This is a genomic window from Prevotella sp. OH937_COT-195, assembly GCF_003932845.1.
Classification (GTDB): domain Bacteria; phylum Bacteroidota; class Bacteroidia; order Bacteroidales; family Bacteroidaceae; genus Prevotella.
Genome location: NZ_RQZH01000003.1, coordinates 136,740 through 160,874 on the forward strand (window position 1 = coordinate 136,740; position 24,135 = coordinate 160,874).

Annotated in this window: 24 protein-coding genes; 4 read left to right on the forward strand and 20 right to left on the reverse strand. The window is 37.0% G+C overall.

What is annotated here, in order from left to right; translation table 11 throughout:
- Window positions 1-164 precede the first annotated feature (164 nt).
- The 3 genes from EII32_RS12810 to EII32_RS02630 are packed head-to-tail and all read left to right on the forward strand — an operon-like array spanning window position 165 to window position 2,322.
- Window positions 165-323, forward strand: coding sequence for a hypothetical protein (locus EII32_RS12810; RefSeq protein ID WP_410524563.1), 159 nt, complete (start codon window positions 165-167; stop codon window positions 321-323).
- A gap of 9 nt (window positions 324-332) precedes the next feature.
- Window positions 333-1,214 (forward strand): adenine-specific DNA-methyltransferase, encoded by an 882-nt coding sequence (yhdJ, locus tag EII32_RS02625; RefSeq protein ID WP_233582292.1) that lies wholly within the window; start codon window positions 333-335, stop codon window positions 1,212-1,214.
- On the forward strand, window positions 1,207-2,322 hold the full coding sequence (locus tag EII32_RS02630; protein ID WP_125233903.1) for a restriction endonuclease: 1,116 nt from the start codon (window positions 1,207-1,209) through the stop codon (window positions 2,320-2,322). The genes yhdJ and EII32_RS02630 overlap by 8 nt, the downstream gene beginning before the upstream one ends.
- Before the next feature lie 617 nt (window positions 2,323-2,939).
- On the opposite strand, the gene glmS is transcribed toward EII32_RS02630, so the two are convergent.
- The 20 genes from glmS to EII32_RS02735 all read right to left on the reverse strand — a co-directional run bounded on the left by glmS (window position 2,940) and on the right by EII32_RS02735 (window position 22,658).
- Window positions 2,940-4,784, reverse strand: coding sequence for a glutamine--fructose-6-phosphate transaminase (isomerizing) (glmS, locus tag EII32_RS02635; protein ID WP_125233904.1), 1,845 nt, complete (start codon window positions 4,782-4,784; stop codon window positions 2,940-2,942).
- Window positions 4,785-4,830: 46 nt separating this feature from the next.
- Window positions 4,831-5,940, reverse strand: coding sequence for a nucleotidyltransferase family protein (locus EII32_RS02640; RefSeq protein WP_125233905.1), 1,110 nt, complete (start codon window positions 5,938-5,940; stop codon window positions 4,831-4,833).
- Window positions 5,940-6,902, reverse strand: a complete 963-nt coding sequence (locus tag EII32_RS02645; protein ID WP_125233906.1) for a capsular polysaccharide synthesis protein — start codon at window positions 6,900-6,902, stop codon at window positions 5,940-5,942. Before EII32_RS02645 ends, EII32_RS02640 begins: the two co-directional genes overlap by 1 nt.
- 46 nt (window positions 6,903-6,948) lie before the next feature.
- Window positions 6,949-7,734 carry a WecB/TagA/CpsF family glycosyltransferase gene (locus tag EII32_RS02650; protein WP_125233907.1) on the reverse strand — a complete coding sequence of 262 codons (786 nt, stop codon included), beginning with the start codon at window positions 7,732-7,734 and terminating at the stop codon, window positions 6,949-6,951.
- A 131-nt stretch (window positions 7,735-7,865) separates the two neighbouring features.
- Window positions 7,866-9,101 carry a glycosyltransferase gene (locus tag EII32_RS02660; RefSeq protein WP_125233909.1) on the reverse strand — a complete coding sequence of 412 codons (1,236 nt, stop codon included), beginning with the start codon at window positions 9,099-9,101 and terminating at the stop codon, window positions 7,866-7,868.
- The gene (locus tag EII32_RS02665; protein WP_125233910.1) at window positions 9,085-10,146 is read right to left on the reverse strand and encodes a glycosyltransferase family 4 protein; all 1,062 of its coding nucleotides are present in this window, start codon (window positions 10,144-10,146) and stop codon (window positions 9,085-9,087) included. The genes EII32_RS02660 and EII32_RS02665 overlap by 17 nt, the downstream gene beginning before the upstream one ends.
- The gene (locus EII32_RS02670) at window positions 10,136-10,687 is read right to left on the reverse strand and encodes an acyltransferase (RefSeq protein WP_125233911.1); all 552 of its coding nucleotides are present in this window, start codon (window positions 10,685-10,687) and stop codon (window positions 10,136-10,138) included. Before EII32_RS02670 ends, EII32_RS02665 begins: the two co-directional genes overlap by 11 nt.
- 74 nt (window positions 10,688-10,761) lie before the next feature.
- On the reverse strand, window positions 10,762-11,907 hold the full coding sequence (locus EII32_RS02675; protein ID WP_125233912.1) for a hypothetical protein: 1,146 nt from the start codon (window positions 11,905-11,907) through the stop codon (window positions 10,762-10,764).
- A gap of 45 nt (window positions 11,908-11,952) precedes the next feature.
- Window positions 11,953-12,702, reverse strand: a complete 750-nt coding sequence (locus tag EII32_RS02680) for a glycosyltransferase family 32 protein (protein WP_233582293.1) — start codon at window positions 12,700-12,702, stop codon at window positions 11,953-11,955.
- A gap of 70 nt (window positions 12,703-12,772) precedes the next feature.
- Window positions 12,773-13,699 carry a hypothetical protein gene (locus EII32_RS02685; RefSeq protein ID WP_125233913.1) on the reverse strand — a complete coding sequence of 309 codons (927 nt, stop codon included), beginning with the start codon at window positions 13,697-13,699 and terminating at the stop codon, window positions 12,773-12,775.
- Complete coding sequence (locus EII32_RS02690) at window positions 13,696-14,166, reverse strand: acyltransferase (protein WP_125233914.1); 471 nt, start codon at window positions 14,164-14,166, stop codon at window positions 13,696-13,698. Before EII32_RS02690 ends, EII32_RS02685 begins: the two co-directional genes overlap by 4 nt.
- 241 nt (window positions 14,167-14,407) lie before the next feature.
- Window positions 14,408-15,085 (reverse strand): CatB-related O-acetyltransferase, encoded by a 678-nt coding sequence (locus EII32_RS02695; protein ID WP_125233915.1) that lies wholly within the window; start codon window positions 15,083-15,085, stop codon window positions 14,408-14,410.
- Window positions 15,082-15,897 (reverse strand): glycosyltransferase family 2 protein, encoded by an 816-nt coding sequence (locus tag EII32_RS02700; RefSeq protein ID WP_125233916.1) that lies wholly within the window; start codon window positions 15,895-15,897, stop codon window positions 15,082-15,084. Before EII32_RS02700 ends, EII32_RS02695 begins: the two co-directional genes overlap by 4 nt.
- A 441-nt stretch (window positions 15,898-16,338) precedes the next feature.
- Window positions 16,339-16,971 (reverse strand): acyltransferase family protein, encoded by a 633-nt coding sequence (locus EII32_RS02705; RefSeq protein ID WP_125233917.1) that lies wholly within the window; start codon window positions 16,969-16,971, stop codon window positions 16,339-16,341.
- Between the two features lie 13 nt (window positions 16,972-16,984).
- Entirely contained in the window at window positions 16,985-18,076 is a 1,092-nt protein-coding gene (locus EII32_RS02710; RefSeq protein WP_125233918.1) for a glycoside hydrolase family 99-like domain-containing protein, read from the reverse strand.
- A gap of 2 nt (window positions 18,077-18,078) precedes the next feature.
- Window positions 18,079-18,930: a phosphorylcholine transferase LicD gene (locus EII32_RS02715; RefSeq protein ID WP_125233919.1), complete on the reverse strand. Its 852-nt coding sequence runs from the start codon at window positions 18,928-18,930 to the stop codon at window positions 18,079-18,081.
- A complete protein-coding gene (locus EII32_RS02720; RefSeq protein ID WP_125233920.1) occupies window positions 18,900-19,304 on the reverse strand; it encodes an adenylyltransferase/cytidyltransferase family protein in 405 nt (134 codons plus the stop codon). Before EII32_RS02720 ends, EII32_RS02715 begins: the two co-directional genes overlap by 31 nt.
- On the reverse strand, window positions 19,304-20,035 hold the full coding sequence (locus EII32_RS02725) for a glycerophosphodiester phosphodiesterase (RefSeq protein ID WP_125233921.1): 732 nt from the start codon (window positions 20,033-20,035) through the stop codon (window positions 19,304-19,306). The genes EII32_RS02720 and EII32_RS02725 overlap by 1 nt, the downstream gene beginning before the upstream one ends.
- A 21-nt stretch (window positions 20,036-20,056) precedes the next feature.
- Window positions 20,057-21,493 carry a lipopolysaccharide biosynthesis protein gene (locus EII32_RS02730; protein WP_158611111.1) on the reverse strand — a complete coding sequence of 479 codons (1,437 nt, stop codon included), beginning with the start codon at window positions 21,491-21,493 and terminating at the stop codon, window positions 20,057-20,059.
- A gap of 70 nt (window positions 21,494-21,563) precedes the next feature.
- Window positions 21,564-22,658 carry a transcriptional regulator gene (locus EII32_RS02735; protein ID WP_125233923.1) on the reverse strand — a complete coding sequence of 365 codons (1,095 nt, stop codon included), beginning with the start codon at window positions 22,656-22,658 and terminating at the stop codon, window positions 21,564-21,566.
- A gap of 595 nt (window positions 22,659-23,253) precedes the next feature.
- On the opposite strand from EII32_RS02735, the gene EII32_RS02740 reads away from it, so the two are divergent.
- Window positions 23,254-23,835: a hypothetical protein gene (locus EII32_RS02740; protein WP_125233924.1), complete on the forward strand. Its 582-nt coding sequence runs from the start codon at window positions 23,254-23,256 to the stop codon at window positions 23,833-23,835.
- Window positions 23,836-24,135 lie beyond the last annotated feature (300 nt).

Sequence of the window (24,135 nt, forward strand, 5' to 3'; positions counted from 1 at the left end):
GTACAGCGTTTTTGTTTGAAAAACGTTAAAACATTCTTTATTCTCGCTCTTTTTCTATACTTTTGTATTAAATTAATGAACAATTTACGGCAAATAATGAACGTGTAGAGGCTTTAAATCGGATCAAGGTTGTCCTTGCAGAGCAGGAAAAGGCCAACAATTAGTTGGCATATCGTCTTGGCAAATCGGAACATACCATTTCTCGGTGGTGTCACAATAAGACCCAACCGTCAATGACTCAATTAAACGAAACTGCAAATGCTCTAAATGTAGATGTTCTAACCTTAATTAGTCCGAATTTAAATTTTAACAAATATGTATGAAACAACAATATGAAAATTAGTACAAATATGGAAATGGCAGGAAGTGATAATCTACAAATATTTCACGGTGACGCTTTGGAGGCGCTGCAAGTTATTCCTGACAGTTCTGTGGATTTGATATTCGTCGATCCACCATATAATATCGGTAAGGATTTTGCTGGTAGAAAGGATAAGTGGAAAACCGATGAGGACTATCTGAAGTGGTGTTATATCTGGATTGATCAGTGCATCAAGAAACTAAAGCCAACTGGAACTTTCTACGTGATGACCTCCACGCAATTTATGCCCTACTTTGACTTGTATATTAGGGAACGAATGACTATATTGTCAAGAATTGTATGGACTTATGACAGTTCTGGTGTTCAGGCAAAACGTTATTTTGGTTCGCTATACGAGCCAATACTATTTTGTGTAAAGGACAAAAACAACTACACGTTCAATGCCGATGACATTATGGTAGAGGCAAAAACGGGAGCGAAGCGTAAGTTAATTGACTATAGAAAGACCCCCCCCCGGCCATACAAGAACGAGAAAGTGCCTGGCAATGTATGGAATTTTTGTCGTGTGCGCTATAGGATGGATGAATACGAGAACCATCCCACGCAGAAGCCTATCAGTTTGCTTGAACGTATCATAAAAGCCAGCAGCAACGAAGGAGACATTGTTCTTGACCCATTCTGTGGCACATTTACGACAGGATATGTTGCAAAAGAACTTGGCCGACAGTTTATCGGAATCGAAATACAGGAGGAGTATTACAAGATAGGTCTCCGTCGGCTTGCGTTGGCCAGCGAATATAAGAACGAAAAGCTTGTAAGAGAACAAAAGACATACGAAATAAAGCACATGCCGACGAATGTGCTTCAAACTGAACTTTTTGCAAATGGATAATACATTCGAAGCATATATCAAAAAATATCTTGCTGATCAGTATGGAGAACGTTCAGAAGAATTGTATTCTTTGAGTTACATTCTTCAGTACTTGGTGAACAAAACAAAATCGGCAAATCGCGGAGCAAAGTCCCGTAGTAGTTTTGCCAATCTCTATGCCATATATGTTATTGTCGAGGATTATTTGAAACAAGGCTTCGACAAGAATGGAACATATGCCCAGTATGAAGGAGCTCAGTTCTCAGTTTTGTTCAAAAGGCAGAGAGAATTGCCATTTGGCGCAAGATTGCAGAACCATGCCTTAAACTCGCGAATGAATGAAGAGTTTTTCAAGTTTTTCCCAACCCAAAAAGGAAATTATCCGATTATGCGTGATCTCAAGACCCAGCGTTACTGGTTCAATGAGAATTACCTGAAAATAAGAATTGGTCAAGAAAACATTAACATAGCCCAAGATATCATTAATATCATTGATGATTATGTGGTCGCCAAAAAGGAATCCTTCACACAGTTTATTGAGAAATGTCAGCAATTGCAAACTATAGAAGACAAAGAACCCGAAAAGATAATGTCGTTCATCTTATCTCTGTTAGCACCCAATGTTGATTCCCGACTCTTTGAGATAGTAAGTTATGCCATTCTGAAGTTCTTCTACAGAGACCAGCATATTTATTGGGGCTATACGATGGAGGAAATAAGAAAAGATTACCTTCACCTCTATAAGACTGGACGGACAAATGCAAATGATGGCGGCATCGATTTCGTGATGAGACCTCTCGGTCGTTTCTTCCAAGTAACCGAGACACTCGACTTCAAGAAGTATTTCCTTGACATAGAAAAGATAGAGAAATACCCCATCTCGTTTGTCATTAAGATAGATGAAAGTGAGGAGGCTATTTTGGATAAACTGAAATCAGATGCGATCAAGACTTACGTTGTGGAGAGTGTTGTAAAAGACTATCTGGAATGTATCGATGAAATCATCAATATTTCTAAGTTGAAACACTATTTGAAGAAATTGAAGAATGAAGGTAAGATTTCAGATGTGCTGAAAGAAATTAGACTACAAAGTAAGGTGGAATTCAACTACGAAGAAGACGAAGATTGAAAATGTCACAAGCATATTTTCAAACAACAGACTTTAGCTTATACCTTGGCAACAGTTTGTCCTTGATTTCTGAATTTTAGGACAATACTATTGATGTGGTATTTGCCGATCTCTCCGGCGGACGGAAGATGAATATTGCGGGAAGAAAAGTCAGTTTTGAAAAAGGTGCATGGGATAGATGTAGGACAACCGAAGAGATTGATGAGTTCAATGAAACTTGGATTAGTGTCGTAGTACGTAAAATGAAGGATTATGCGACCAAATGTGTATCAAGGAACGTTTCACAAAATCTTTTCTGTATAGCGTATTTTAGTGAGCCACAAGTTCAAATTTATAAATTATGGCGTAATGGACATTTGGTAGGCTAAAACCTTTCATATGTCCATTACGCCTAATAATGTGTTCTGTATATTTACAATGCAAAAATAACATTTTATTTCTGTAGAGTCCATCAGCAAGTGCAATGTTGCCAAATATTTTTTAATACTTCTTTTATTCAATTTTGCAATTTGTTTTTGAATTTTCAATATTCTAAACGGGATCGTATTTAAATAACACCGGTATTATTTTTAAATCATCTATTCCCGAGAATCATCTTTCACCTCTTGTGTTGTCCGTTATTCCACCGTTACGCTCTTGGCGAGGTTGCGCGGTTGGTCAACATTCTTACCTTTGCACACGGCTGTGTGATATGCGAGGAGTTGCAATGGTATCGATGCGATGAGCGGTTCGAGACACTCTATGGTGTCAGGCAGTTCGATGCACTCATCGGCTATTTGGCATATCGTCTCGTCTCCCTTGCTTACCAACGCTATCACACGCCCCTTGCGTGCCTTTATCTCTTGTATGTTGTTAAGCACCTTCTCGTACATGGCATTATGTGTTGCTATGACAACGACCGGCATGTCGGAGTCAATGAGTGCGATGGGACCGTGTTTCATCTCGGCGGCAGGATAGCCCTCGGCGTGTATATAACTTATTTCCTTTAACTTGAGAGCACCCTCCAAAGCAACGGGATAATTGTATCCACGACCGAGATATATGAAATTGCGGGCGTATGTGAACGTGCGACTGAGATCCTTTACGCGGTCGTTAACAGTCAACACCTCCTCTATCTTAGCAGGCATGGAAACAAGTTCTTTCACTATTTTCTCGTATTCGGCACGCGCCACAGTACCGCGTTCCTTACCGATGGCGAGTGCGAGCATGGCAAGAACGGTAACCTGTCCGGTAAAAGCCTTTGTCGACGCCACACCAATTTCCGGTCCCACATGGATATATGATCCGGTATCTGTTGCACGCGGAATGCTTGACCCGATGGCATTACAGATGCCGTAGATGAAAGCCCCACGCTCCTTCGACAAGTTAACGGCAGCGAGAGTGTCTGCCGTCTCTCCGCTCTGCGATATGGCTATGACCACATCCCCCGCGCCCACCACGGGATTGCGGTAACGGAACTCCGATGCATATTCCACCTCCACCGGTATGCGGCACAGGTTCTCTATCATCTGTTTGCCAATCAGTCCGGCATGCCACGATGTGCCACATGCCACTATGATTACGCGCCGAGCCGCCAACAGTTGTTTTTTATAGTCGATTACCGCACTCAGGGTTACATTGTCAGCCTCCACGTTTATTCGCCCCCGCATGCAGTTTGTGAGACATTCGGGTTGCTCGAATATTTCCTTGAGCATGAAATGAGGATAGCCGCCTTTTTCTATCTGCCCGAGACTTATATCCACGGTTTTCACCTCGTGCGGCAGTTTGGTGTTGTAAATGTTTACCACTTGCAGTTCCTTGCCCCGTTTCATTACCGCGATGTTGCCGTCTTCGAGATATACCACGCGCGAGGTGTATTCTATTATCGGACTGGCATCGGAACCGAGGAAGAACTCATCTTCGCCTATACCCACCACCAGCGGACTCTGCTTGCGTGCCGCGATGATTGTGTCGGGGGTGCGCTTATCCACGATTGCTATGGCGTATGCTCCTATCACTTCGTGAAGCACGAGTTGGACGGCGGTGAGAAGGTCGAGCGATTTCTTCTGCTGCACATACTCCACAAACTGTACAAGCACCTCGGTGTCGGTGTCGCTGCGAAACGGTATTCCCTTCTGTTGCAGTTTCTTTTTCAAATCGGCATAGTTCTCTATTATGCCGTTGTGTATTATTGCGAGGTTTTTCGACTCGGAGTAATGCGGGTGTGCATTGCGCGACGACGGCTCGCCGTGGGTAGCCCACCGCGTGTGCGCTATGCCCACCTGTCCCGAAACGTCTTTCTCGGCACAATAGTTTTCAAGGTCGTCTACCTTGCCCTTTGTCTTATACACACTAAGTGTCCCGCTACCGTTAACGAGTGCCACACCGGCACTGTCGTAACCGCGGTATTCCAATCTTCTCAAGCCCTTTACAAGGATGGGATATGCGTCCCTGTCCCCGATATAACCTACTATTCCACACATTTTACATCTATTTGTTTTATAATGAATAATTACATGGCGACATTTCTCAATTCATCTTTCGCCGCCAATACCAGTGGTAAAGTTTGAACAAAGGATTCCACAGAACCTCCTCGGGATAATATCGGAAAAACTTCATGTCATAACCTACTACTCTAACAATTCTGTGCCAGTTGCTCTCCTTTGATTTGTCACCGAACCGAGTATCCATTTGTCCGAAGTTTCCTGTCGCTTCAATTTCTTCAAGCAACAATCGCCCTATCTTTTCGTCCGGTTCTACATATTGAAACTCCTTTTCTAATCCGAAAACCTCCTGCATCACCCACATCACGGCTTTTGCAAAGTTCAGCATCCCGGAGCGTCTTATTATCATTAGGGCATCCTGCTGTTTCTCTGTATTTATAGGAGTGGTTTTCAACACATAATAATAGTCCATCAACTGTCTTAGTCCTACACCCTCCTCGAACAAATGCTTGTAGATATGGCACAACTGGAACACCATGTTGAACTCTCTCGTAGGCATTATTATTTCTCCATATTGTGTATTCATCACATTGCGGAACTGCTCTTCCGAATTTTCAAGAAACCATTGCTGAAGTCGCCTGTTGCGATAAGGAGTGTAAAGGAATGCCGGACGATAATGCACCTCTGTCTCAACATTTTTCATGGCAGGGAAATCAATGTGGTGATATGTTGCCTTCGTGCCGGGTGTCAACTTATGGACATGATCTATCACCATTCTTATCGACTCCAACTCACCCTTTTCTTTATAGCCCTTGGGCAATGTCCATACATCAATATCTCCGCTCATGCGTCTCTTTCTCAGATGCTCCGGATACAGCAAGGCATTGCCTTGTCCTTTCAGTATGCAAGCCTCGAAACCATTGCTATGAAGATGTTTTATCATTTTCACGCACGATTCAGTGAGTTTTTCGTTTCTCGTTTCTATATGTTGCACAAACATATATTGTCTGATAATCGTATCTCTTGGCGGTCGTTGCTCCTTCGGCAAGCGTTCTATTGCAGAGAAAGCCACCCCAATCATGGTCTGCTTGTTTGCGGTTTCGATAAGGCTTTCCCACTCTTTTTCAGTAGGAGCAACATCAAATCTATCCTTTCTGCCTATCGCAATAAGAAGAAGTTCTATAAATCGCTTCATTATACAATATAGGTTTCGATGATTTTATCATAGAATGTCGGCTCTGCATTTCTGTTGTCAGGCTTTATTCTGTAGTTCAGTTTATGAAAAGCACAAGCAGATGTAAGTTTCTTCATCCAAACATCATCATACTTATGTGTTATTCTTTTACCTAACATCAATGTCACGCTATTGTTGTTCTTTAGCATCTTGGACATTTCTTCCGGACATTCATTGATAATCATAGAGAAGAAAAGGTGGAAAATATAGTAATCAATGACACAATCATAGTCGCGCCAATATTGATAGAGCATTTCACGTAGCACAAGCAGCACGCGGTTATTGGTACACGATGTTATGAACCAATTGGAAAAGCCTACAATCTTGTTTGTCTGCGCATCACGATATTGAAACAGGAAAAGGTCAGAGTCCAAGACCTTCTCGGGGAAATTGTTTCCGGTGCATAGCACGGTGGAATCAATCCAAGTCCCTCCATATTTTATTAATAATTCAAGACGAATAAGGTCGGAGAATTGAGGATGTGGTATCTTTCCCTGCTTGTGTTTCTTAACAATATAATCGGGAAGTTCAATGAATTGGCCGTATGTATCGTATGAAATCAATTCTATCTTCTTTCCCACAAGGTTTCTTTTCTGTGACTCATAGCATGCCTTGACCAACAATGGTGCATTCTCCATGCCCTGAAGCCAGCAGAACCATATCTTGTCACTACGCTTCTGTTCAAGACATACTGTGTTATATTTTTCAATCAGACCGTGCATGGTTTTCTCGTAACGTTTACGAAGAATAGGTTGAACCTTACGTTCAAGTGCTGGATAAATCTCTTTCGGGGGCAATCCCTTTCCGGTTATGCGCACAAGTTCCTTTACGAGAATATGCAATGCACCGATGCGTGCATATTCTCTTAAAAGAGTAAAACCGCCAAGTTGGCGGAATTTTGTTATAAGTTTCTTAATGTCCACAGAGAGAGTATCTTTTTATCTTCCCGAAAACCAACATACAAAAGAACTATGCTTTCTCTTTTATTATGTTCCAAAGAAACAGTGCGTTTCCTATTATATACCTGCGCCACATGCGTCGAGGCTCTATAATAAGACGGTAGAGCCACTCCAATGAATGCTCTTGCCACCATAAAGGAGCACGTTTTGCCGTGCCGGCAAAGAAGTCGAACACGGCACCGATTGTTCCGCAATGGCAATTTATATCCAGTTCGTGCCAGTGCTTATAAACCCATTTCTCCTGCTTGGGGGCAGTCATGCCTATCCATAACAAGTCGGGATCAGCATCATTAATTGCTTTCACAATTGCTGCGTTATCCTCATCGGAGAACTCCGGTTTGTAAGGTGGAGAATAAGTAACTATCTCAAGATTTGGATATTCATGTTTTGCTTTCTCACGTATCAGTTCCAACACTTTTTCGGAACTTCCCATGAACATTACTTTTGGCTGTTTCCTGTCGTCGTTTGGTTCAGAATTTACGTTCGCCGCCTGTACATTGCTTCCTACTCTCAATTGTTCATCATTCAGTCTTCTCATCTCGAAAACGAACAAGTCCCAACCTGCAATCCTTTCTTTTGGTTGCGATTTGGCATTCAACCACTTGCAGGCCTTTACTATACTTGCTCCGTCAGGAATCAACGCGTCGCCATTCAAAAGTGCTTCAGCAAATAACGCGTCCTTTTGTGCGGTATTGTAAGAATGAGCATTGATTGTATTAATCAATATCTTACCTCGTGGCAACGCTTTCAACTCATCTTTAGAGCATATTATATTTACGTCTTTCAGTCTCAACATATTCATCACTGACACGAACAAATCAATTCATTCTAATTCCTTCAAGATGTTGCCTAAGAATTTCCTCGCTTTCAAATCTATCTCTGATTTTCTTTGCTGGTACCCCCGCATATATTGAATAAGGTTCTGTGTCATGGGTTACTTTTTTTAATAATCTTGTTATAAATACACATAAGTTCTGCTGTTTTTCTATTCCATGATAATTCTTTGGCTCTTGAAACACATTTCTCTGATAGATTCTGAAGTAATATTCTGTCAGAATGAAGTTTCTTTATTGCATTTGAAAATTCAGATATACTTTTCTCTGGAGTTGAAAGCATAACCTTTATACCAACATCTTCATTCACGCAATCTCCGTGTCCACATGTATTGTGACAAACAACAGGTAACGAATTAGCTATTGCTTCTAAAACGACATGAGGTGTACCCTCCGCTACACTTGTAAAAAGCAATAAATCTGATTGTCTCATAATCTTTTGGACTTCAGAATGACTCACTACACCATACCATTTACATTGATTTTGAATATTGAGAGACTTTGCCAACTTTTGATATTTTGAATTATCGCCATTGCCAATGATATGTAAACATACATCTGAAAGCCCAGATTCATAAATTGAACGAATTGCAATATCTAACTTCTTCCTAAAGTCCATCTTCCCAACCCATAAGATGTCAAAAGTATCTTTATCTTTTCGTGTTTTGTCAAAACTTATAACATTACATCCAGTTTCGTTCAATATAGTAGTATCAATATTAAAGTATTTCTTGAAACTCTGCTGGCTATTTGAAGAAGCTGACAATACGCAATTTGCAGTCAAGACCGCCTTGCGTACTCTTGTGGAAAATCTCAATTGCAAACCTGTAATAACATTTTTCAGTCTTAATGTTATTTGGTCTTTTAATTTTGCCCCTTCCAAATAGGATACAGGGAATTTCTCTTTTGCATCAACAGGTCCCCATATAAATGGAATTCTCATTTCCTGTGAAACTCTCCACAAATAACCCGGTTCACGAAATCCAATCATATTCAACTGATGGATTATGTCTATCTTTTCTTTTTCACAAATGCTCTTTGCTATTTTTTCAGTTTTAAGTTGCCATTCACGATAATATTTATAGAAACGCCAATCACCTTGATTCCAACACATTTTTCTTATTTTAGGTGTTACCGGATTAAAATAAAAATGCATTCTATGACCTTGTGGCACTTTTTTTACAGCGTTTTCCAACTGCTCTTTGAACTCACCTTCTGTTATAATATATAATTCACATTCTTTGGCTAAATTAAGACACCAATTCCATGCCATTCCCGGCTCTGATCCCATATTAGGACAACATGCATATGCATTAATCAAAACTTTCATAAATCTTTTCTATATCAGAATTAATTTTCTCTTTTGAAAAATTCTGTTTAACGAAAATCTGTGAATATTCAGATATCTCTTTACACTTGGGAAAATCATCAATAAGTTGTTCCAATTTGTTTGCAAGAGATTCATCATCACCAAAAGGGAAAACGAGAGCATTCTTTCCATCATCCAACACATCAGGAAGACCACCTACCGGTGTTGTAACAACAGGAATGCCATATCCCCATGACTCAAGTATCACCATAGGAAAGCCCTCTTGATAAGAACACATACAATAGATTGAAGCATGTTGGAACACTTCTTGTTTTTTCTTTCCTGTCAAATATCCAGTAAATGTTGTACGATGAGAAATACCCATTTCTTTCGCCAGCGACATTGCTTTCTCTACCTCACCATTCCCAAGAATAAGCAAGTTCCAATCTTTATAATCGTCCTTTATCCTTTTGAATGCCTTAAACAAAACCTGATATGCCTTATTATCATTTAAATATGCGGCCATCAGTATATGTTTTTTACGTTCCTCATAAGGGAGTGCCTCCACAGGACTATATGCATTATAGAGATAGGTTACCGGAGTTCCCAAATCTTTAAACCATTCTTTATCAAATTTCTCTTTCCATATCTTTGCCAAAACAATTATAAGATCAGCTTTTCTCATACACCAATTAAACAGCCTGTCATTTGTATGTTCCCCAATCTGGTTACCCATGTGAATATGCATTATTATCGTTTTTTGCCCAATCAATGCAAGCAAGAACACCGGTAATTGTATTACAAGACAAATCAGATCCGCAACTGTATGGAAATGAATTATATCATATCGCCACATTTTAAATAATGCAACGAAATAACTTCTCAAAGCATACCACAATTTTGTAGGATAACCCGACTGTATCTGAGTCCCAAGCCAAAAACAATCGTGTTTCCCCCAAAATGGCATCTCTTTCATTGTTTTAATTACAGAAGCAACACCACCGGGACTTTTTTCGGCAGAACCGACCATCATTACTTTTTTTGTGCAATGATTCTTATTCAACATATCCTAATATTCTTTCGTGTTCAATAATTTCTTCCGAATTAAAACGCATACGAATAACTTTTGCAGGAATTCCACCGGCAATGGAATAACGTGGAATATCTTTTGTTACGACAGCACCTGCTGCTATTACTGCTCCACGGCCAATTGTCACCCCTTTTAGAATTGTCACATTTGCACCACACCATACATCGTCCTCAATAACAACAGGTGCATCATTCTCTGGAAGTTTTTCTGTATTATCCAATATGTGTTTTCCGACAACATCTATACGATGATCCCCAGTAATTATTATTGGTCTTGGCCCAAAAACTACTTTACGACCTATTGTGAGTGTAGCTTCTGTGCAATAAAAAACACTTCCTTTAGGTATACTCGTGCCATCACCGATACTAAGATTATTCAAACCTTTTAGATCGCTTTTCAACGGACGCATATAGACTCCTTTTCCACAATGCTTCATCGCACGTTTATAGAAAAAAGAGACAATCTTGTCATTAAAGTATGGAATTACATTTAATAACTTTATAATAAAATCATACATTATTCTTTTATTCCTTTATAAAAAACAATCAATATAAATATTTCACCATATAATATGAAATTCTTTTAGGGACTTTAATTTCTTTTTACCATTTTACGACTACGTATAGCCATGGCAAGGAGCATGAAGTATCCCATACCTTTTCCCGACAGATAACTCGTATCGGCAACTCCCTCTAAGAATAATGCCAACATACACATCAATGCAATCTTATAATCCAATAAATTATTTATTCTATTTATATCTTTATATCGCCTCACCCAAAACCATACGAAAAAGAAAATACCTACCAAACCGAACTCGGCTAGAGTAGGAAAATATGCATCAGCAATAAAGCCAGCATGCTTACCACTAAGTCCCCATATCTTATTTAGTCCATATTTGTAATATAATGGTGAATAGTATTCGGAAACAGCATTGGTAGCAAATGTTCCTAAACCACTGCCGAAAGGAACATAATCTTTGAAGATAATAGTTCCCGCAGTGGTATATGTTGCAGGACGCGCCATCATCTCGGAAACTTTTGCCTCTTTAAATCCTTCTACATAATATGCGTTAAACTTATACCATGTGAAAAATACAATTGCGCATACAAGAGCCCCAATTTGAATATAAGATAACAAGTTATTCAAGCGGAATTTATTTTTAAGTAAGAAAACAAAACCGATAAGCATGACATACTCTCCATAAAACTTGGATTTCCCGGAGAAAAGTCCTAAAGTAGCAATCAATATGCCAATATATATATGTTTTTTCTTATCCCCTCTAAAGAATATATATAGCAAACTACATTGGAAACATGCCTGTCCGATTGTCGCATCCTCACTTCCAAAATTAAACCCAATGAAATATAGGAAGATTCCTATTATATAAACATATAAAATTGTGTTTTGTTGTCGCTTGGTGAAAGATGGAGCTAGCAGATATGTACAGAAGAAAATAGCATACGGACGCACTTGTTGCTGAAAGTCAAGAAAAACAGCATTTGGGACGTTTACCGCCATAACTAATGAATAGACGAGAAAAAATAGCATCAATGCTCCATATACATATATCTCTTTCTTTATCTCATGTCCAGAGGTTTTTTTTATGAATGTGAAGATGACAAGGCCGAGCGTCATAAACTCATCAAGATATTGCAAACCTGACTTGTCGTAAAACAATATACAGAACGAAAAATATAACACCCAAAACCAAGTAAAAAATTTATTTGTTTTCATGTGATTATAAATATAAAACAATTTTGCATACAATATATCAAAATGTTAGTCGTTACCCCAATCTTTATCATTTATATGTTTTAATAAAATTATCTTTCTAGTAATTTTTTTACCTAATATCTGTTTAATCCAGAATTTAAGCCCTTTTCTCGAACCAATCCATGAACCTGCAAAATGATGAATAGTATAAGATTCTGGCTTGACAACTATATCACGAAAAGGATAATCACGTGACGTAAAATAATACCAAGGATATATATATATAGTTTTACCATCAAATTTTGGAGATTTTGTTTTCCAATCTCTACATAATTCATATTTTTCCTTCCATACACTTTGTATTACTTTTGGCATATTCGGAGGTGGAGATGGTATCTTTCCATCTTTATCTAAGAAATGACGAGCATTATACCAATCCAATACATCTTTAAACAGTGGGCAACCTTTTGATGCTCCCATTATTCCTGCTTCAAGTCCAAAAGGATTCTCTTCTGCTAAAAGGTAGTCATTATCAAGTAAATCATCAAATGGTTTTATTACCTCTACATCCATATCCATATATATACCACCATAATTATACAAGGCAAAAGCCCGAATATAATCTGCTGCAAAAGCATATTTCTTCGCGTCAAATGCCTGTTTAACCCATACAGAACTATTTTCATCAAACCTGTCAAAATTCCACAAAATAAATTCATAACCTCGAAGTTTCTTCCAAGATTCCATCCATTTTTTCATATTATCAGGTATCTGATCTTTACTGAGCCAACAATAATGTATTATTTTAGGTATCATAAATAAGATTTTATTTATATGAATAACTAAATGTGATAATCCACATTATATAATTAGTAAACAACACAAACTAAATTTCATAACCAAGACCATTAAGCCATTCTTTAATTTGAACAACTCTAACTTTCCAATCTCCCATAGTCAATGCAAATTCTCTATTCTTATCAACAACTTTTTGATAATCATTTATATTTTCAATAATATTTATAACTTTTTCAATATAATTTCTATCATTTATTTCAATAACAGGATTATATCCCACAAGATTTTTTAATTCTTTGGGGGCACGCCCCACAATAATCACTCGTGACAGCATTGCTTCCCAATAACGTTGGGTAAGTGTTTCTATATCACCAGCCGTTTCCGGATTTGTATCACATCTCGGAAAGCATATTGTTATTTTAGAATTTTTCAATGCTACATGGAACTCTTCGTCTGTTGCAAACATCTTTTGTTTACCATTGCTACATATATGATTAATATTGGCAGGTAAACCTTTCTTGAAAAGATTGTTATTTCTTCCAAACTCTAAGATGTCAATATCTCTTTCTTTCAATAATTTGCCTTCTTGATATTTACTTGTGTCTATACCCTCTGTAATCGTAAGAATATTCATCTGTGGAAATCTCTCACGCATTCTTTCTGCTGTCTGTGAAGATGTAAATATAGCCGTTTTTACATCATGTTTAATAAACCACTGGCAGGTTTTTTTGAAATATATTGGCCAGCAATCCCATACCAATGGAATAATCTCATATCGTGCATAGTCTGGAAAGGTGTCGAAACTAAGACTCACCGGTTCCACAAAACGTAATTGTGCAATATCATTATTTTTTGGAATTGTCGGCAGTTCGTAATTATATGCAAACCTATGAAATAGTCGCCAAGGATAATGGCTCGGCATTGTCTCTCCTCCCATCTTAACCCAGGCATCGTAAACCTGCATCTTGAAATTCACACCATGATTGTATGGTGCTACAGCAACTACTTTCTTCATTTTAAGTTTTTAATTACACGCGCAGGATTACCTACGGCAATACAATCAGAAGGAATGTTTCTTGTCACGACACTACCGGCTCCAATTATCGAACGAGCACCTATTCTTACCCCCTTTAACACCATCACATTTGCACCAAGCCAAACATCATCTTCAATAACTATGGGAGCAGACTTTACTTCTCCCTTTATTTCTCCACGTCGCGCTTTATAGTCAATTTCATGAGCATCATTATCCATGATAATACAATTTCCACCAACATTCACATTATCTCCTATAGTCAAACTATTCCTCACCCATATACATGGAGAACTCATTCCTACATTGTTACCAATCTTTACCACTCCACCATGAGTGATGTGTATGCATGCACGAATATTACGACATAGGGGATTGATACAATTACCGCTAGTCAAAGTGAAGTTATCTCCCACAGTAAGTGTACCATTTCTTACTTGCAAATACATCTTTTTATATATTTGCAGTTTTTTTGCAAACTTCACCCCTTTTATTCGAAAAAGTATTCTGTTATACCAATTCCATAGTACGAAGATTGCTAAAGAATAAAACGTATATGTTTTTTTAAACAAAGACTTCATTAGTAATATTAATTATCTTAGTTTTTGTCTTTCTTACAGACAACTTATCTTAATATATTAAATATCATTATGTAAATATTCCATAAAATTTAGCATGAGATTAACAAACTCATTTTTCGAAATACTTTTTTAATGCATCAATATCACATAACAAATCAGAATGACCTGAAAACCATTCAGGAGTATTATTCCACCATTTAATTCTCATAAGAAAATCAATGGTTTCTTTATCATATCTATAAGCAATTACTCTGGCAGGAATTCCTCCAACAATTGCATAAGGAGGAATATCCTTCGTAACAATACTGCCTGATAACACAACAACTCCATCAGATAAGGATACTCCACCGATGAAAGTTACATTATTGCCGACCCAACAATCATTACCAATATTTAATGCAATACTATTTTCTTCATCATAAAAACGATATTCCTGAAATTTCTGCTCTCTCGCAAATGTATGCCCATTTTGTTTTTTTATCGAAAAGAACATCGGACAGGTAGTTACGAATGGACTTTTCATAGGATGGGTCTCAACAATTTGCCGAGCTTCAGAGCCTATTGATGTAAAACGACCTATATAAGCAGTTATATGATTGTTATTTCCAATGTAAGTACCATATCCCATTTTTCCATAAAACGTAGAGTTCGCCCCAACTGCATTACAGCACTCGAATTCGGAGCTATGGGATATTTGTGCGGAATATGGAAATTTAACTTTTCCTTTCAACCTATGTTTGTTGTAAAAAAATAGCAAACAATGTTTTACCCTGTTCCTTATACTCATTTGTAAAATTTCCTTATAATTTTATACATTATCAACAAGTCATACCTAAAATGCAAGGAAGGATAAAGTTTGCGAATCTGCTTCTTGTAATAATTACGTTCACCCAAATATAGTTTATACAGACACATCTTTTCCCAAAATGACTTCCCCCTAAAATCCAAATGCCCGACAAAATCTTCACTAATATCTTTTCTTGCATTACTTGCTGAAGAAAAATTCGCATTTATCTTTGCTACAACGGAATCAATCAAAAAAACTTTATTTGTTCTATATTTTCGAAATAAGCAATCTAAATCTTCATAACGTCTAATACACTCATCATACATGTGTTCTTTACATAATTTATTATGATATAATGTACTTCCGGAACATTGATATAATTTATTTAAAAAAGTAGCTTTATAAGCATTCTCAAGTTTTCCTTCAATATATTTAGTTGCTATCCTATTGTTTATGTAAACCTCTCCACAATACATCATATATTGTGAATTATTTATAACACCTCTCCATAAGCAATCCAGAGCATTTGGTAACATCTCATCATCCGCATCTATAAAATACAACCAATCTGCCTTTGCATTTTTTATACCCGTATTACGCGCTTTACTCGGTCCACCATTACTCTGAACAATAATCCGAATTCTTTCATCTTTAATCGATTCTACTATTTTAAAACTATTATCAGTTGACCCATCATCAATAATTATCAACTCGAAATCCTTGAATGATTGGTTAAGAACACTATTTACAGAACGTTCTACAATCTTTTCCTTATTATACAAAGGTATTATAACTGATATTTTAGGGGTCATCTTTTTATTTTCTTATGATAAAATTCAATTTTGTTATATTTAGATATTATCTTTTCTATATATTCATACGAAAGCATCCTTGTCAAATCAATCGTAATAGATAAAACATATATAAGAATCAAGAAAAAACCAATCATTAAAATACAAATTATGGAATCATAAGATTCATATAACTGTTTTACAAACACACTGAAATAATTAAAATAGATATTAGGGTGACAATGAAATAAAAAAACTGCAAAACTTGATGCTCCTATAAAATTTACAAACTTATTGGAAAATTTCAATTTTGAGAAAAAGAAAATCAAGTATAATGATGTAATAATTACCAATGGGTTTGTATATGAAATCATTTTAAATGTGACATCATGCCCCCCAAGAATAGATAAGAATGATAATAATGATTGCAAAATTACTATCGACATTATTATAATTAAATCTTTACCAAAGATCATATCTCGAAAATGCAGGGCGTGAAGTTCTCAGATAACGAGCAAGTAAATAAAGTCCCACAAATGATATTGGAGTATATCCTTCGTTAAAAAATCCAGTATCCGGAGAAAGCCAACCATATATAGTTTGAAAAAAGAAGAAAGAGATAAGAACATGTTTTTGTTTATTTCTTGGCGCATGTTCTATAAAATAATTCAGAGCGGGAGACAGGCACAACAAAATAAGATATGACTTGACAAACCAACCTCCCTTGAATAATAACAATGGTTTAATATCTTCCCTAATATTAAATTCTTCACCTAATATAATAAGAAATACGTAAATGGTTATGAAAAAAAAGAATATCTGATAAAGAAATTTAGAAAAACTCCTAAATTTCATATTTATACCGAACCATCCGGATATCATTATAAAACAATTTACGGCACCAACTGACATAAACTCAAAAAAGATTCTTGTAATAGCAGATTCTGGTGCTCCTAAAACATCTTCTTTTGTTGGAATGCCTAACACATGGAAATCTGCATGTTCGATTAGTACAAAGAACATTAAGAGAATCCTTAACAATTCGAAATTCGACTGCCGTTTCTTAATATTAAAAAGGTTTTCTGTTATTCCCATTTTTAAAACATTATTAATATATAGATTCTCTCAGTTGTTCAAGAAAGTCTCTTCCATTATGGATATCAGGTTCAAGATAGTTTCCTTCTGCCCATTCATTCCATGCCTTAATAAACATCAATTTGTCATTATGTGTTTGACTGTTTGATATTATATCTATAATATTTTTACAGACTTCTCCCCATTTGTCGGGTGTGTTCTTATCAAAAACAGTCCCACGGTATCCACTTCTTGGACTGTGGTCGAATCCGGGTTCTATACATGGTATTATATGATGATTTGTTTCATAATTATTTTTGAAAAAATCTATGGTGTAATCAACATATTTTTCATAATGAACGACATAAGGTTTGTGGAAATACTTACGTTTAAGAAATCCTATTTTTCTTGTTATCTTATTGTCTGCATGATAGTGCGCGTCAACAAGATTGTCAACAACTACATGCTTAAATCCATTTTCTATCGCAATCTTAATTTGGTATGTTTCTTGGCATAGTCCAAAAAAGAAAAATTCTTCAATACCATTTTTCTTTGCTAAAGCATTCCATGTCTTTGCAAAAAGACGAAAATCATTGAAACTCGTACTGAATAGCCCAAAAACAGGTTTCCCGTCAACTTTAATATAACGAGAATCTTTAAAAGCAGGCAACATCGCATAAAAATGATTTGTATAATCATCAATGCCTTTGTACGTCTGTTCTATTAAAAGTTTGTCAGGTGAGTTATCATCCCATGTTTTTGCATACCATGAATGATTTGCCCAACATAGACAAAATGGAAAATTTGGTTCACCAGTACTCACAACTTCTGAAAATACACGGTCTAAAAGTCTGTGACCATTAAACCAATAATGCCAATAACAAAACCCTTCAATTCCATGTGCTTTGGCCATCTCTGCTTGTTTGACACGTGTTTCCGGAACACGAAGATCGTAATATCCTAAATCTGCGGGGACACGCGGTTGTATATGACCTCTAAACAGCGGTTTGGCCTTACCGACATTAGTCCACTCTGTAAACCCCGGAGCCCACCACTCGTCATTCTCTATCGTAGGATAGAACTGTGGCAAATAAAAGGCTATCGCTCGTACTCTTGGTTTTTTCATATTTATCTTCTGTAAGCAATATATCCATGATGATATACACGTTTTTCAATTGGAGGCAACTGCATGTAATCACCATATTCTTCTCTTAACATCTTATCATAATGTTTTGTTATATAAAACTCATCATTTTCAAATGGTACTTTTACGCGGTCATTGAACCAGTCGCGCTCAAATACAATTCTTGCCCAATTCCAATTCGGAACACCGACATATTTATAATCCTCAAAAGTATATTTTATAACTTTTTCTTCTAATTTCCTTTGATAATAACATATACCAAGAATGCGCCTGCGAAGTTTTGATAACGTTAATCTTGGATTTTTAAAAAACTCCACTAATCTAATTTCTCTATATTTTTTTATAGCAGACATAAAAAGTTCATCCCTTTCCTTTGCAGTCCTATCAAAGGCTTTTTTTGCATCATTATATGAGTTTGCAAGTCCATCAACAGGGTAAACATCTACAAATATTCCATGATCAAAATCAATAAAATTATTTTCAAGAACCCTATATCTCATGTCACAAATACGTGTTATTCCTAATGGGTAGTTTTTAACACACTTCCAATTAAATACCTTGAGATCTTCTATTGGGTGATTTGTCAAATATAGAATAAATCTCTCATAGTCTGGACGAGGCATCAAAATATCCACATCATCATCCCATGGTATAAACCCTTTATGCCTTATAGCACCTATTAATGTGCCAAAAGCAAGTGTATAACGAAATCCATGTTCCTCACAAACACTAGTAATTCTTTTCAGAATTCTAAGAGAAACTTCTTGTATTTCTTCTATTTTTAATGAAATTTGTTGCATATATTCTACATTGTCTTTATTTGTTCTTTTAACCATGATGAAGAAACTCCTTCTGTACGTGGAACCACAATCGTTTCCTTACCATGTTTAATACACCATTCTATTGCACGTTGAAAACCCTCATGTGTCTGATCCGGTCCTGTGGCTAAGACATCAAAGTCGCAAGTCTTAACAAGTTCGTCAATCCCTTCATAAGTAATCACCTCATCAACATACCTTATGGCCTTTACCATATACATACGTTCCTCTGTGCCGTATATTAACTGCGTTCCCGGTTTAAACTTCAAAACAACGTCTGATTCCTGAACAGCAACAATTAGCCAATCACCAAGTTTCCTTGCTCGCCTGAATAAATTGACATGACCTATGTGTAACATGTCATACACACCTACTGTCAAAACTTTTTTCATTATATCATTTCGTTTAAAAGCACATCCGTATTAATCAAATCTGTTCCAATTCTCCAAAATCTATCAGCAGTCTCAGCGTCATTTACAGTGGCGACTTTCATAACAAATCCCAATCTGTGACCATAACGTACAATTTTTTCGAACTGTTCTATGTCACCTCCATAATAACTAAAAGACATTATCATTTTCTTGCAAAGCAGTGATTTAAATGCCGCCTCTATCAACATCTTACGTCCCCATGATCCGCCAAGCTGACATATCAGTTTCCTGTCAATCAATGCAAGTTTAAAGAAATCAGGATCTCCCCATATTATCCGTTGTTTCATATCATATTTACACGCCAAGTTGTATAGGTATTTATAATTTGAATATGAATATTTCTGGAAAGTAAGATCAAGCATCACCCATACGTCTTTACATTTCCCAAATTTTATAAACTCTTCAACACATGTAATAGGGATGAAACTTTCACATGACAAAGAATATGATTTCAATTCATCATAAGAGGTCTTTGTAACATCAATAGTAACCTTTGCTTTATTAATATATGCCTCCAAAAAGATACTGTGATTCAATATGCCAACACCATCTTTCGTAAATACAACATCACCTTCAACAATGCCATATCCTAAAGATTCTATCACATGCTCATACAATAAAATTGTATTTTCCGGAGCAGTTCCCCTATGACGTGCATGTGCTATATATTGCTTCTTAAAAAACGGAGCCATTCTCTGTGCAATAAATACAAACTATTCTGCATTTATTTTCTTTTTAAAATAATAAGATTTAAAATTACATTTTAAATATAAGTAACTCTCATTCTTCATCAGTATAGAAGATAGTATGTAAATTGCGATTCCAATTGTAATCTGAAGCGCAATTATAATCATGTCACTGAATGGCAACAATCTACCCAATAAAACCACTACTATTACCATAATAAAAGACAAAAGCACATTTTCTACTACATCTTTCAACTGTTCTTTTATTGGATAAGAAATTAATTTACGATTGGGAAAAGCATTCACGATGAATGCCCACAATGAATATATTAGCATTCCGACACAAATAGCTAAAGGACTTATCATGGCTGTTATGACAAGAATGACCACCAATGGTGGTTTCTTGTAAATTTCCAACTTCAAAACCACATCCGCCTTTCCAATAGCATTTAGTGCTTGCAGGTTTGCCATTGACAACAAATTAAAAAGTTCCATTACACATATAACCCGCATAAAAGGTATGCACGGACTCCATTTCTCTGTATATAACAATACTACAAGCTTGTCTGAAATTGCTGCCAAACCAAAAAGAAGCGGCATCATAAGGTAGCTACAGGTTTTCATTGAACGACTCAGTGCTCTTTTTACTGCCATTTTGTCGTCTTGTAACTTTGTCAAGACCGGAAAAAGAACACTGCTGACAGTTCCTGAAATATTCCTGTTTATTATTCCGGGAATGCCTTCTCCTCTGTTATAAAAAGCCAAATCTGCATTTGTATAATAAAAACCGATGATATATCCACGTAACTGAAAAAATATCGTGCCTAAAAAACTTGAACTTGAAAACTTCCATCCATACGAAAATAAACCAAGAAATCTTTCTTTGGAAAACTTAAAACTTGGCAGCCACCTGACTTGAAAATAAACAGCAAGTGTGCCAATTATGCTACTTGACATATTTTGCCCCACCAATGCCCATGCACCATATCCCCTGAAAGCCATAAAAATGCCTATGCCACCTGATAATAGCGAACTGACGAATGTTGTGTAAAAATAAGTCTTAAACGCCATCTTCCTGCTTATTATGGAAGTCTGTATGGTTGACAAAGTACCGAGAGGCATTAACAATGCAGACACACGGAGTATCGGTGTCAACCTGTCATCCTTGAACATTTCGGAGAAGTATGGCGCAGAAAAGAATACAATCGTGTATATTATGATTGATAATAATAATTGAGCCCAGAATATTGTGGATAAGTCCAAATCATCAACTTCTTTTTTTTGAATCAACGCGGCACCTAAACCACAATCAATGAATATACCAAGCAATAGCATGTACATTCCGGCAAGGGCAACAGTACCGTAATCAGAAGGTAATATAAGACGTGCTAATACTACTGATACAGCGAATGTTATTATCTGTCCAAGCATCTTCTGCATAAATTGCCAGAAGACCCCTGACATAGTTTGTTGTTTTAAAGAACTCATCGCATTAAAATATTCCCGAATGAGAGATATTTATTTATTGCACAGTTTAATTTAAAACTTTGTGCAGGCACGGATAATGCAAGGTTTCATAATTTTCGAAGAACATTATTATTATCCGTTTATTCTTTTTAGGATTGTCTTCTTCTTTCCACCGGTTTACTATATTACTTGTCTGCGCCCGATAACAATCGTGTCCGGTACAGCCGTATAAGGTAGTAAGAAGGAGAACTGCGGCTTGCTCTACCTTTATGCCATTTAATATATTATCAGTCTTTTGTAGCAATGTGTCCATTTCATCGGTTTTGCCTAACACGAGATACGCCGGAAGCAGCAAAGAATATTGTTTGCATCTTAATATCGGTGTGGGCATTTCGAGACAGCCGAAGAGGTTTATTATTTCTTGAGCAGTTCGGCGGTCATCATCGGTCACTCCTTCTGCCGAATGGTGGCGCATTATGGCCTCGTGCATTTTCGTGAAAAGGCGGTCGTTGTTGAGTTTGGTGTATATGTGTTTACCGCTTTCGTTCAAAGCCACTACTTCGTATTGCCCTTGCTTCACATGTAGCAGCGGCACCCAAAGCCAGTCTTCCACACATACCATAACGCTCTTTTGTCCTGCACCGGGTTGTATCATTACCGTTGCCTCTATCCCCATGAACTGCCCATCGGTTATTCTCACCCTGTCGCCTCTCATCAGTTTGTCCGGTTCAGGTGTATATACCGGCAGTACGTCATCGTATGCCCGCGCCACCCACCGGAGATTTTCCATGACTTCGTCCGTTATATATGGATAATATTGCCTGTCCTCTTCACGCACCCGCGGCAGAAAATTATATCGTTTCAGCGTACCGCATTTCATCTTGTATATTTCTTTCTCGGAGGCATGCACGAAAACATAGTTAAACAAGAGCGGACGGGATGTCTTTGTCATTTTCCCGCGTAAACTCTTTACTTCCATATACGACGGAGCGAAATATTCAAACAAAGTTTCCCCGTTCTTCTCACGTAGTTCGAGTTCCTCTTGTAGTCCTGCCGATGGCGAACCATGATGTCTGTATGGTAGTACCAGCACGTACCATCTTACGACATTACAATCTTTTGAAACAGTCTTTTTTTTCACATCACCACACAACTCGGCCATATCAGCAAGAATTATAAACCACTGACTATCTGAACCTTAACAAAACAGAAAGATGTATTCCCGAAAAAAACATTCATCTTTCCACATATACATTTACTGCTTATATCCTTTACCTTTTTTATGGTTGTATAAAAAGTTTCAATGTCGAAATATAACTACAAAAAAGAAATATTTCGCTTGCAAAGTTACAAATATTTTTTGAAATATATTACATTTCTTAAATGTGTTTTTAAGAAACAGCAAAATTAAAAATAAAAGACAGCATCGTTTTTTGCATTCCATTAAAAATTTAATACCTTTGCACACTCGAAATACTCTGTATCAAGCAAATGACATTCACCGAAAAAGTTGCTTCAGAATGGTAGAAACATGCGTCTATTAACATATAAATATTTCCCCTCGACCCTAACGTGAGGGTCGAGAGACAGTTTTCGAGTATAAAGTGGCAGCAGGCGAAAAAGTATGACGAAATACATTACCGAACGTGCCAACTATTTTGGAATAGGAACATAAATCAAGATGACAAAACATTACCCACAATATAAAATATATTTTTATTGCAGTAATTTACACGACTCGCCATTATGATAAAAAAATGAGAAAAACATCAAAAACAATATTGGTAGCAACAGTAGTTTTGTTCACCACATTGCCTGCATCTGCCGGAGATCACAAACCTTCCGTAACGAAAACGACAAAGAACATATCGACAGAACTTTTTGGATCTTCCAACGGGATAGGACTACACTACGACTCCCGTCTGAAAGGAAATAACGGGTGGGGATACTCGGCAGGATTGGCATGGGGATATTCCAAGTCGAGCAACTTATTTAACAGTGTCGAACAATATCATCTTATCTCCTTTGTGCCGCGCATGAATTATCTATTGGGCAAGAAAAAAAGCAAACTCGAACTCGGCATTGGCACTAACATTGGCTATCTTATAGGAAAAAATGAATACGACATATACGACATTAAGGAAAAAGGGGGTTATAAATACCATGAGTACGCCGGGCATGTGAAAGAGAAAAAAAATTCTTCACCTACTATATTTTCGGCAACATCGGCTACCGACTGCAGCCTTGCAGGGGTTTCACGTTCCGTGCCGGACTGTCACCGTCGTTCGGACTGGGCGGCAAGCACACACTCGACCGTCTCTATTTGGTGCCATACATAAGTTTCGGGAAGTCGTTCTAAACAAAGAAAGCAAGTTTATGCCCCTATGTTTCCACATAAATGCGAAGTGCAATTAAAATCAACTTTACCCCTTCTGCTTGTCGAAGAGTTTAAACCAACAATCGTAAATCATCCAAAAATGCTACGCGAAGAAATTTATATAATGTAAATTCGGTATAAGAAAGTTTAATGCTCCTTTAAATTTTGATTATAAACAAAACATTGAGACCTTCGCAAAATTAGTTGTTTTTGCAGAAATCTCAAGTTCCTTACGCAATTTATCATCACTTATCGGGGTAAA

What these genes read in the sequence shown, in the direction of transcription:
- yhdJ (WP_233582292.1), top strand. Translation starts at nt 333, where the DNA reads ATGAAAATTAGTACAAATATGGAAATGGCAGGAAGTGATAATCTACAA.
- EII32_RS02630 (WP_125233903.1), top strand. Translation starts at nt 1,207, where the DNA reads ATGGATAATACATTCGAAGCATATATCAAAAAATATCTTGCTGATCAG.
- glmS (WP_125233904.1), bottom strand. Translation starts at nt 4,784, where the DNA reads ATGTGTGGAATAGTAGGTTATATCGGGGACAGGGACGCATATCCCATC.
- EII32_RS02640 (WP_125233905.1), bottom strand. Translation starts at nt 5,940, where the DNA reads ATGAAGCGATTTATAGAACTTCTTCTTATTGCGATAGGCAGAAAGGAT.
- EII32_RS02650 (WP_125233907.1), bottom strand. Translation starts at nt 7,734, where the DNA reads ATGTTGAGACTGAAAGACGTAAATATAATATGCTCTAAAGATGAGTTG.
- EII32_RS02660 (WP_125233909.1), bottom strand. Translation starts at nt 9,101, where the DNA reads ATGAAAGTTTTGATTAATGCATATGCATGTTGTCCTAATATGGGATCA.
- EII32_RS02665 (WP_125233910.1), bottom strand. Translation starts at nt 10,146, where the DNA reads ATGTTGAATAAGAATCATTGCACAAAAAAAGTAATGATGGTCGGTTCT.
- EII32_RS02670 (WP_125233911.1), bottom strand. Translation starts at nt 10,687, where the DNA reads ATGTATGATTTTATTATAAAGTTATTAAATGTAATTCCATACTTTAAT.
- EII32_RS02675 (WP_125233912.1), bottom strand. Translation starts at nt 11,907, where the DNA reads ATGAAAACAAATAAATTTTTTACTTGGTTTTGGGTGTTATATTTTTCG.
- EII32_RS02680 (WP_233582293.1), bottom strand. Translation starts at nt 12,702, where the DNA reads ATGATACCTAAAATAATACATTATTGTTGGCTCAGTAAAGATCAGATA.
- EII32_RS02685 (WP_125233913.1), bottom strand. Translation starts at nt 13,699, where the DNA reads ATGAAGAAAGTAGTTGCTGTAGCACCATACAATCATGGTGTGAATTTC.
- EII32_RS02690 (WP_125233914.1), bottom strand. Translation starts at nt 14,166, where the DNA reads ATGTATTTGCAAGTAAGAAATGGTACACTTACTGTGGGAGATAACTTC.
- EII32_RS02695 (WP_125233915.1), bottom strand. Translation starts at nt 15,085, where the DNA reads ATGAGTATAAGGAACAGGGTAAAACATTGTTTGCTATTTTTTTACAAC.
- EII32_RS02700 (WP_125233916.1), bottom strand. Translation starts at nt 15,897, where the DNA reads ATGACCCCTAAAATATCAGTTATAATACCTTTGTATAATAAGGAAAAG.
- EII32_RS02705 (WP_125233917.1), bottom strand. Translation starts at nt 16,971, where the DNA reads ATGGGAATAACAGAAAACCTTTTTAATATTAAGAAACGGCAGTCGAAT.
- EII32_RS02710 (WP_125233918.1), bottom strand. Translation starts at nt 18,076, where the DNA reads ATGAAAAAACCAAGAGTACGAGCGATAGCCTTTTATTTGCCACAGTTC.
- EII32_RS02715 (WP_125233919.1), bottom strand. Translation starts at nt 18,930, where the DNA reads ATGGTTAAAAGAACAAATAAAGACAATGTAGAATATATGCAACAAATT.
- EII32_RS02720 (WP_125233920.1), bottom strand. Translation starts at nt 19,304, where the DNA reads ATGAAAAAAGTTTTGACAGTAGGTGTGTATGACATGTTACACATAGGT.
- EII32_RS02725 (WP_125233921.1), bottom strand. Translation starts at nt 20,035, where the DNA reads ATGGCTCCGTTTTTTAAGAAGCAATATATAGCACATGCACGTCATAGG.
- EII32_RS02730 (WP_158611111.1), bottom strand. Translation starts at nt 21,493, where the DNA reads ATGTCAGGGGTCTTCTGGCAATTTATGCAGAAGATGCTTGGACAGATA.
- EII32_RS02735 (WP_125233923.1), bottom strand. Translation starts at nt 22,658, where the DNA reads ATGGCCGAGTTGTGTGGTGATGTGAAAAAAAAGACTGTTTCAAAAGAT.
- EII32_RS02740 (WP_125233924.1), top strand. Translation starts at nt 23,254, where the DNA reads ATGAGAAAAACATCAAAAACAATATTGGTAGCAACAGTAGTTTTGTTC.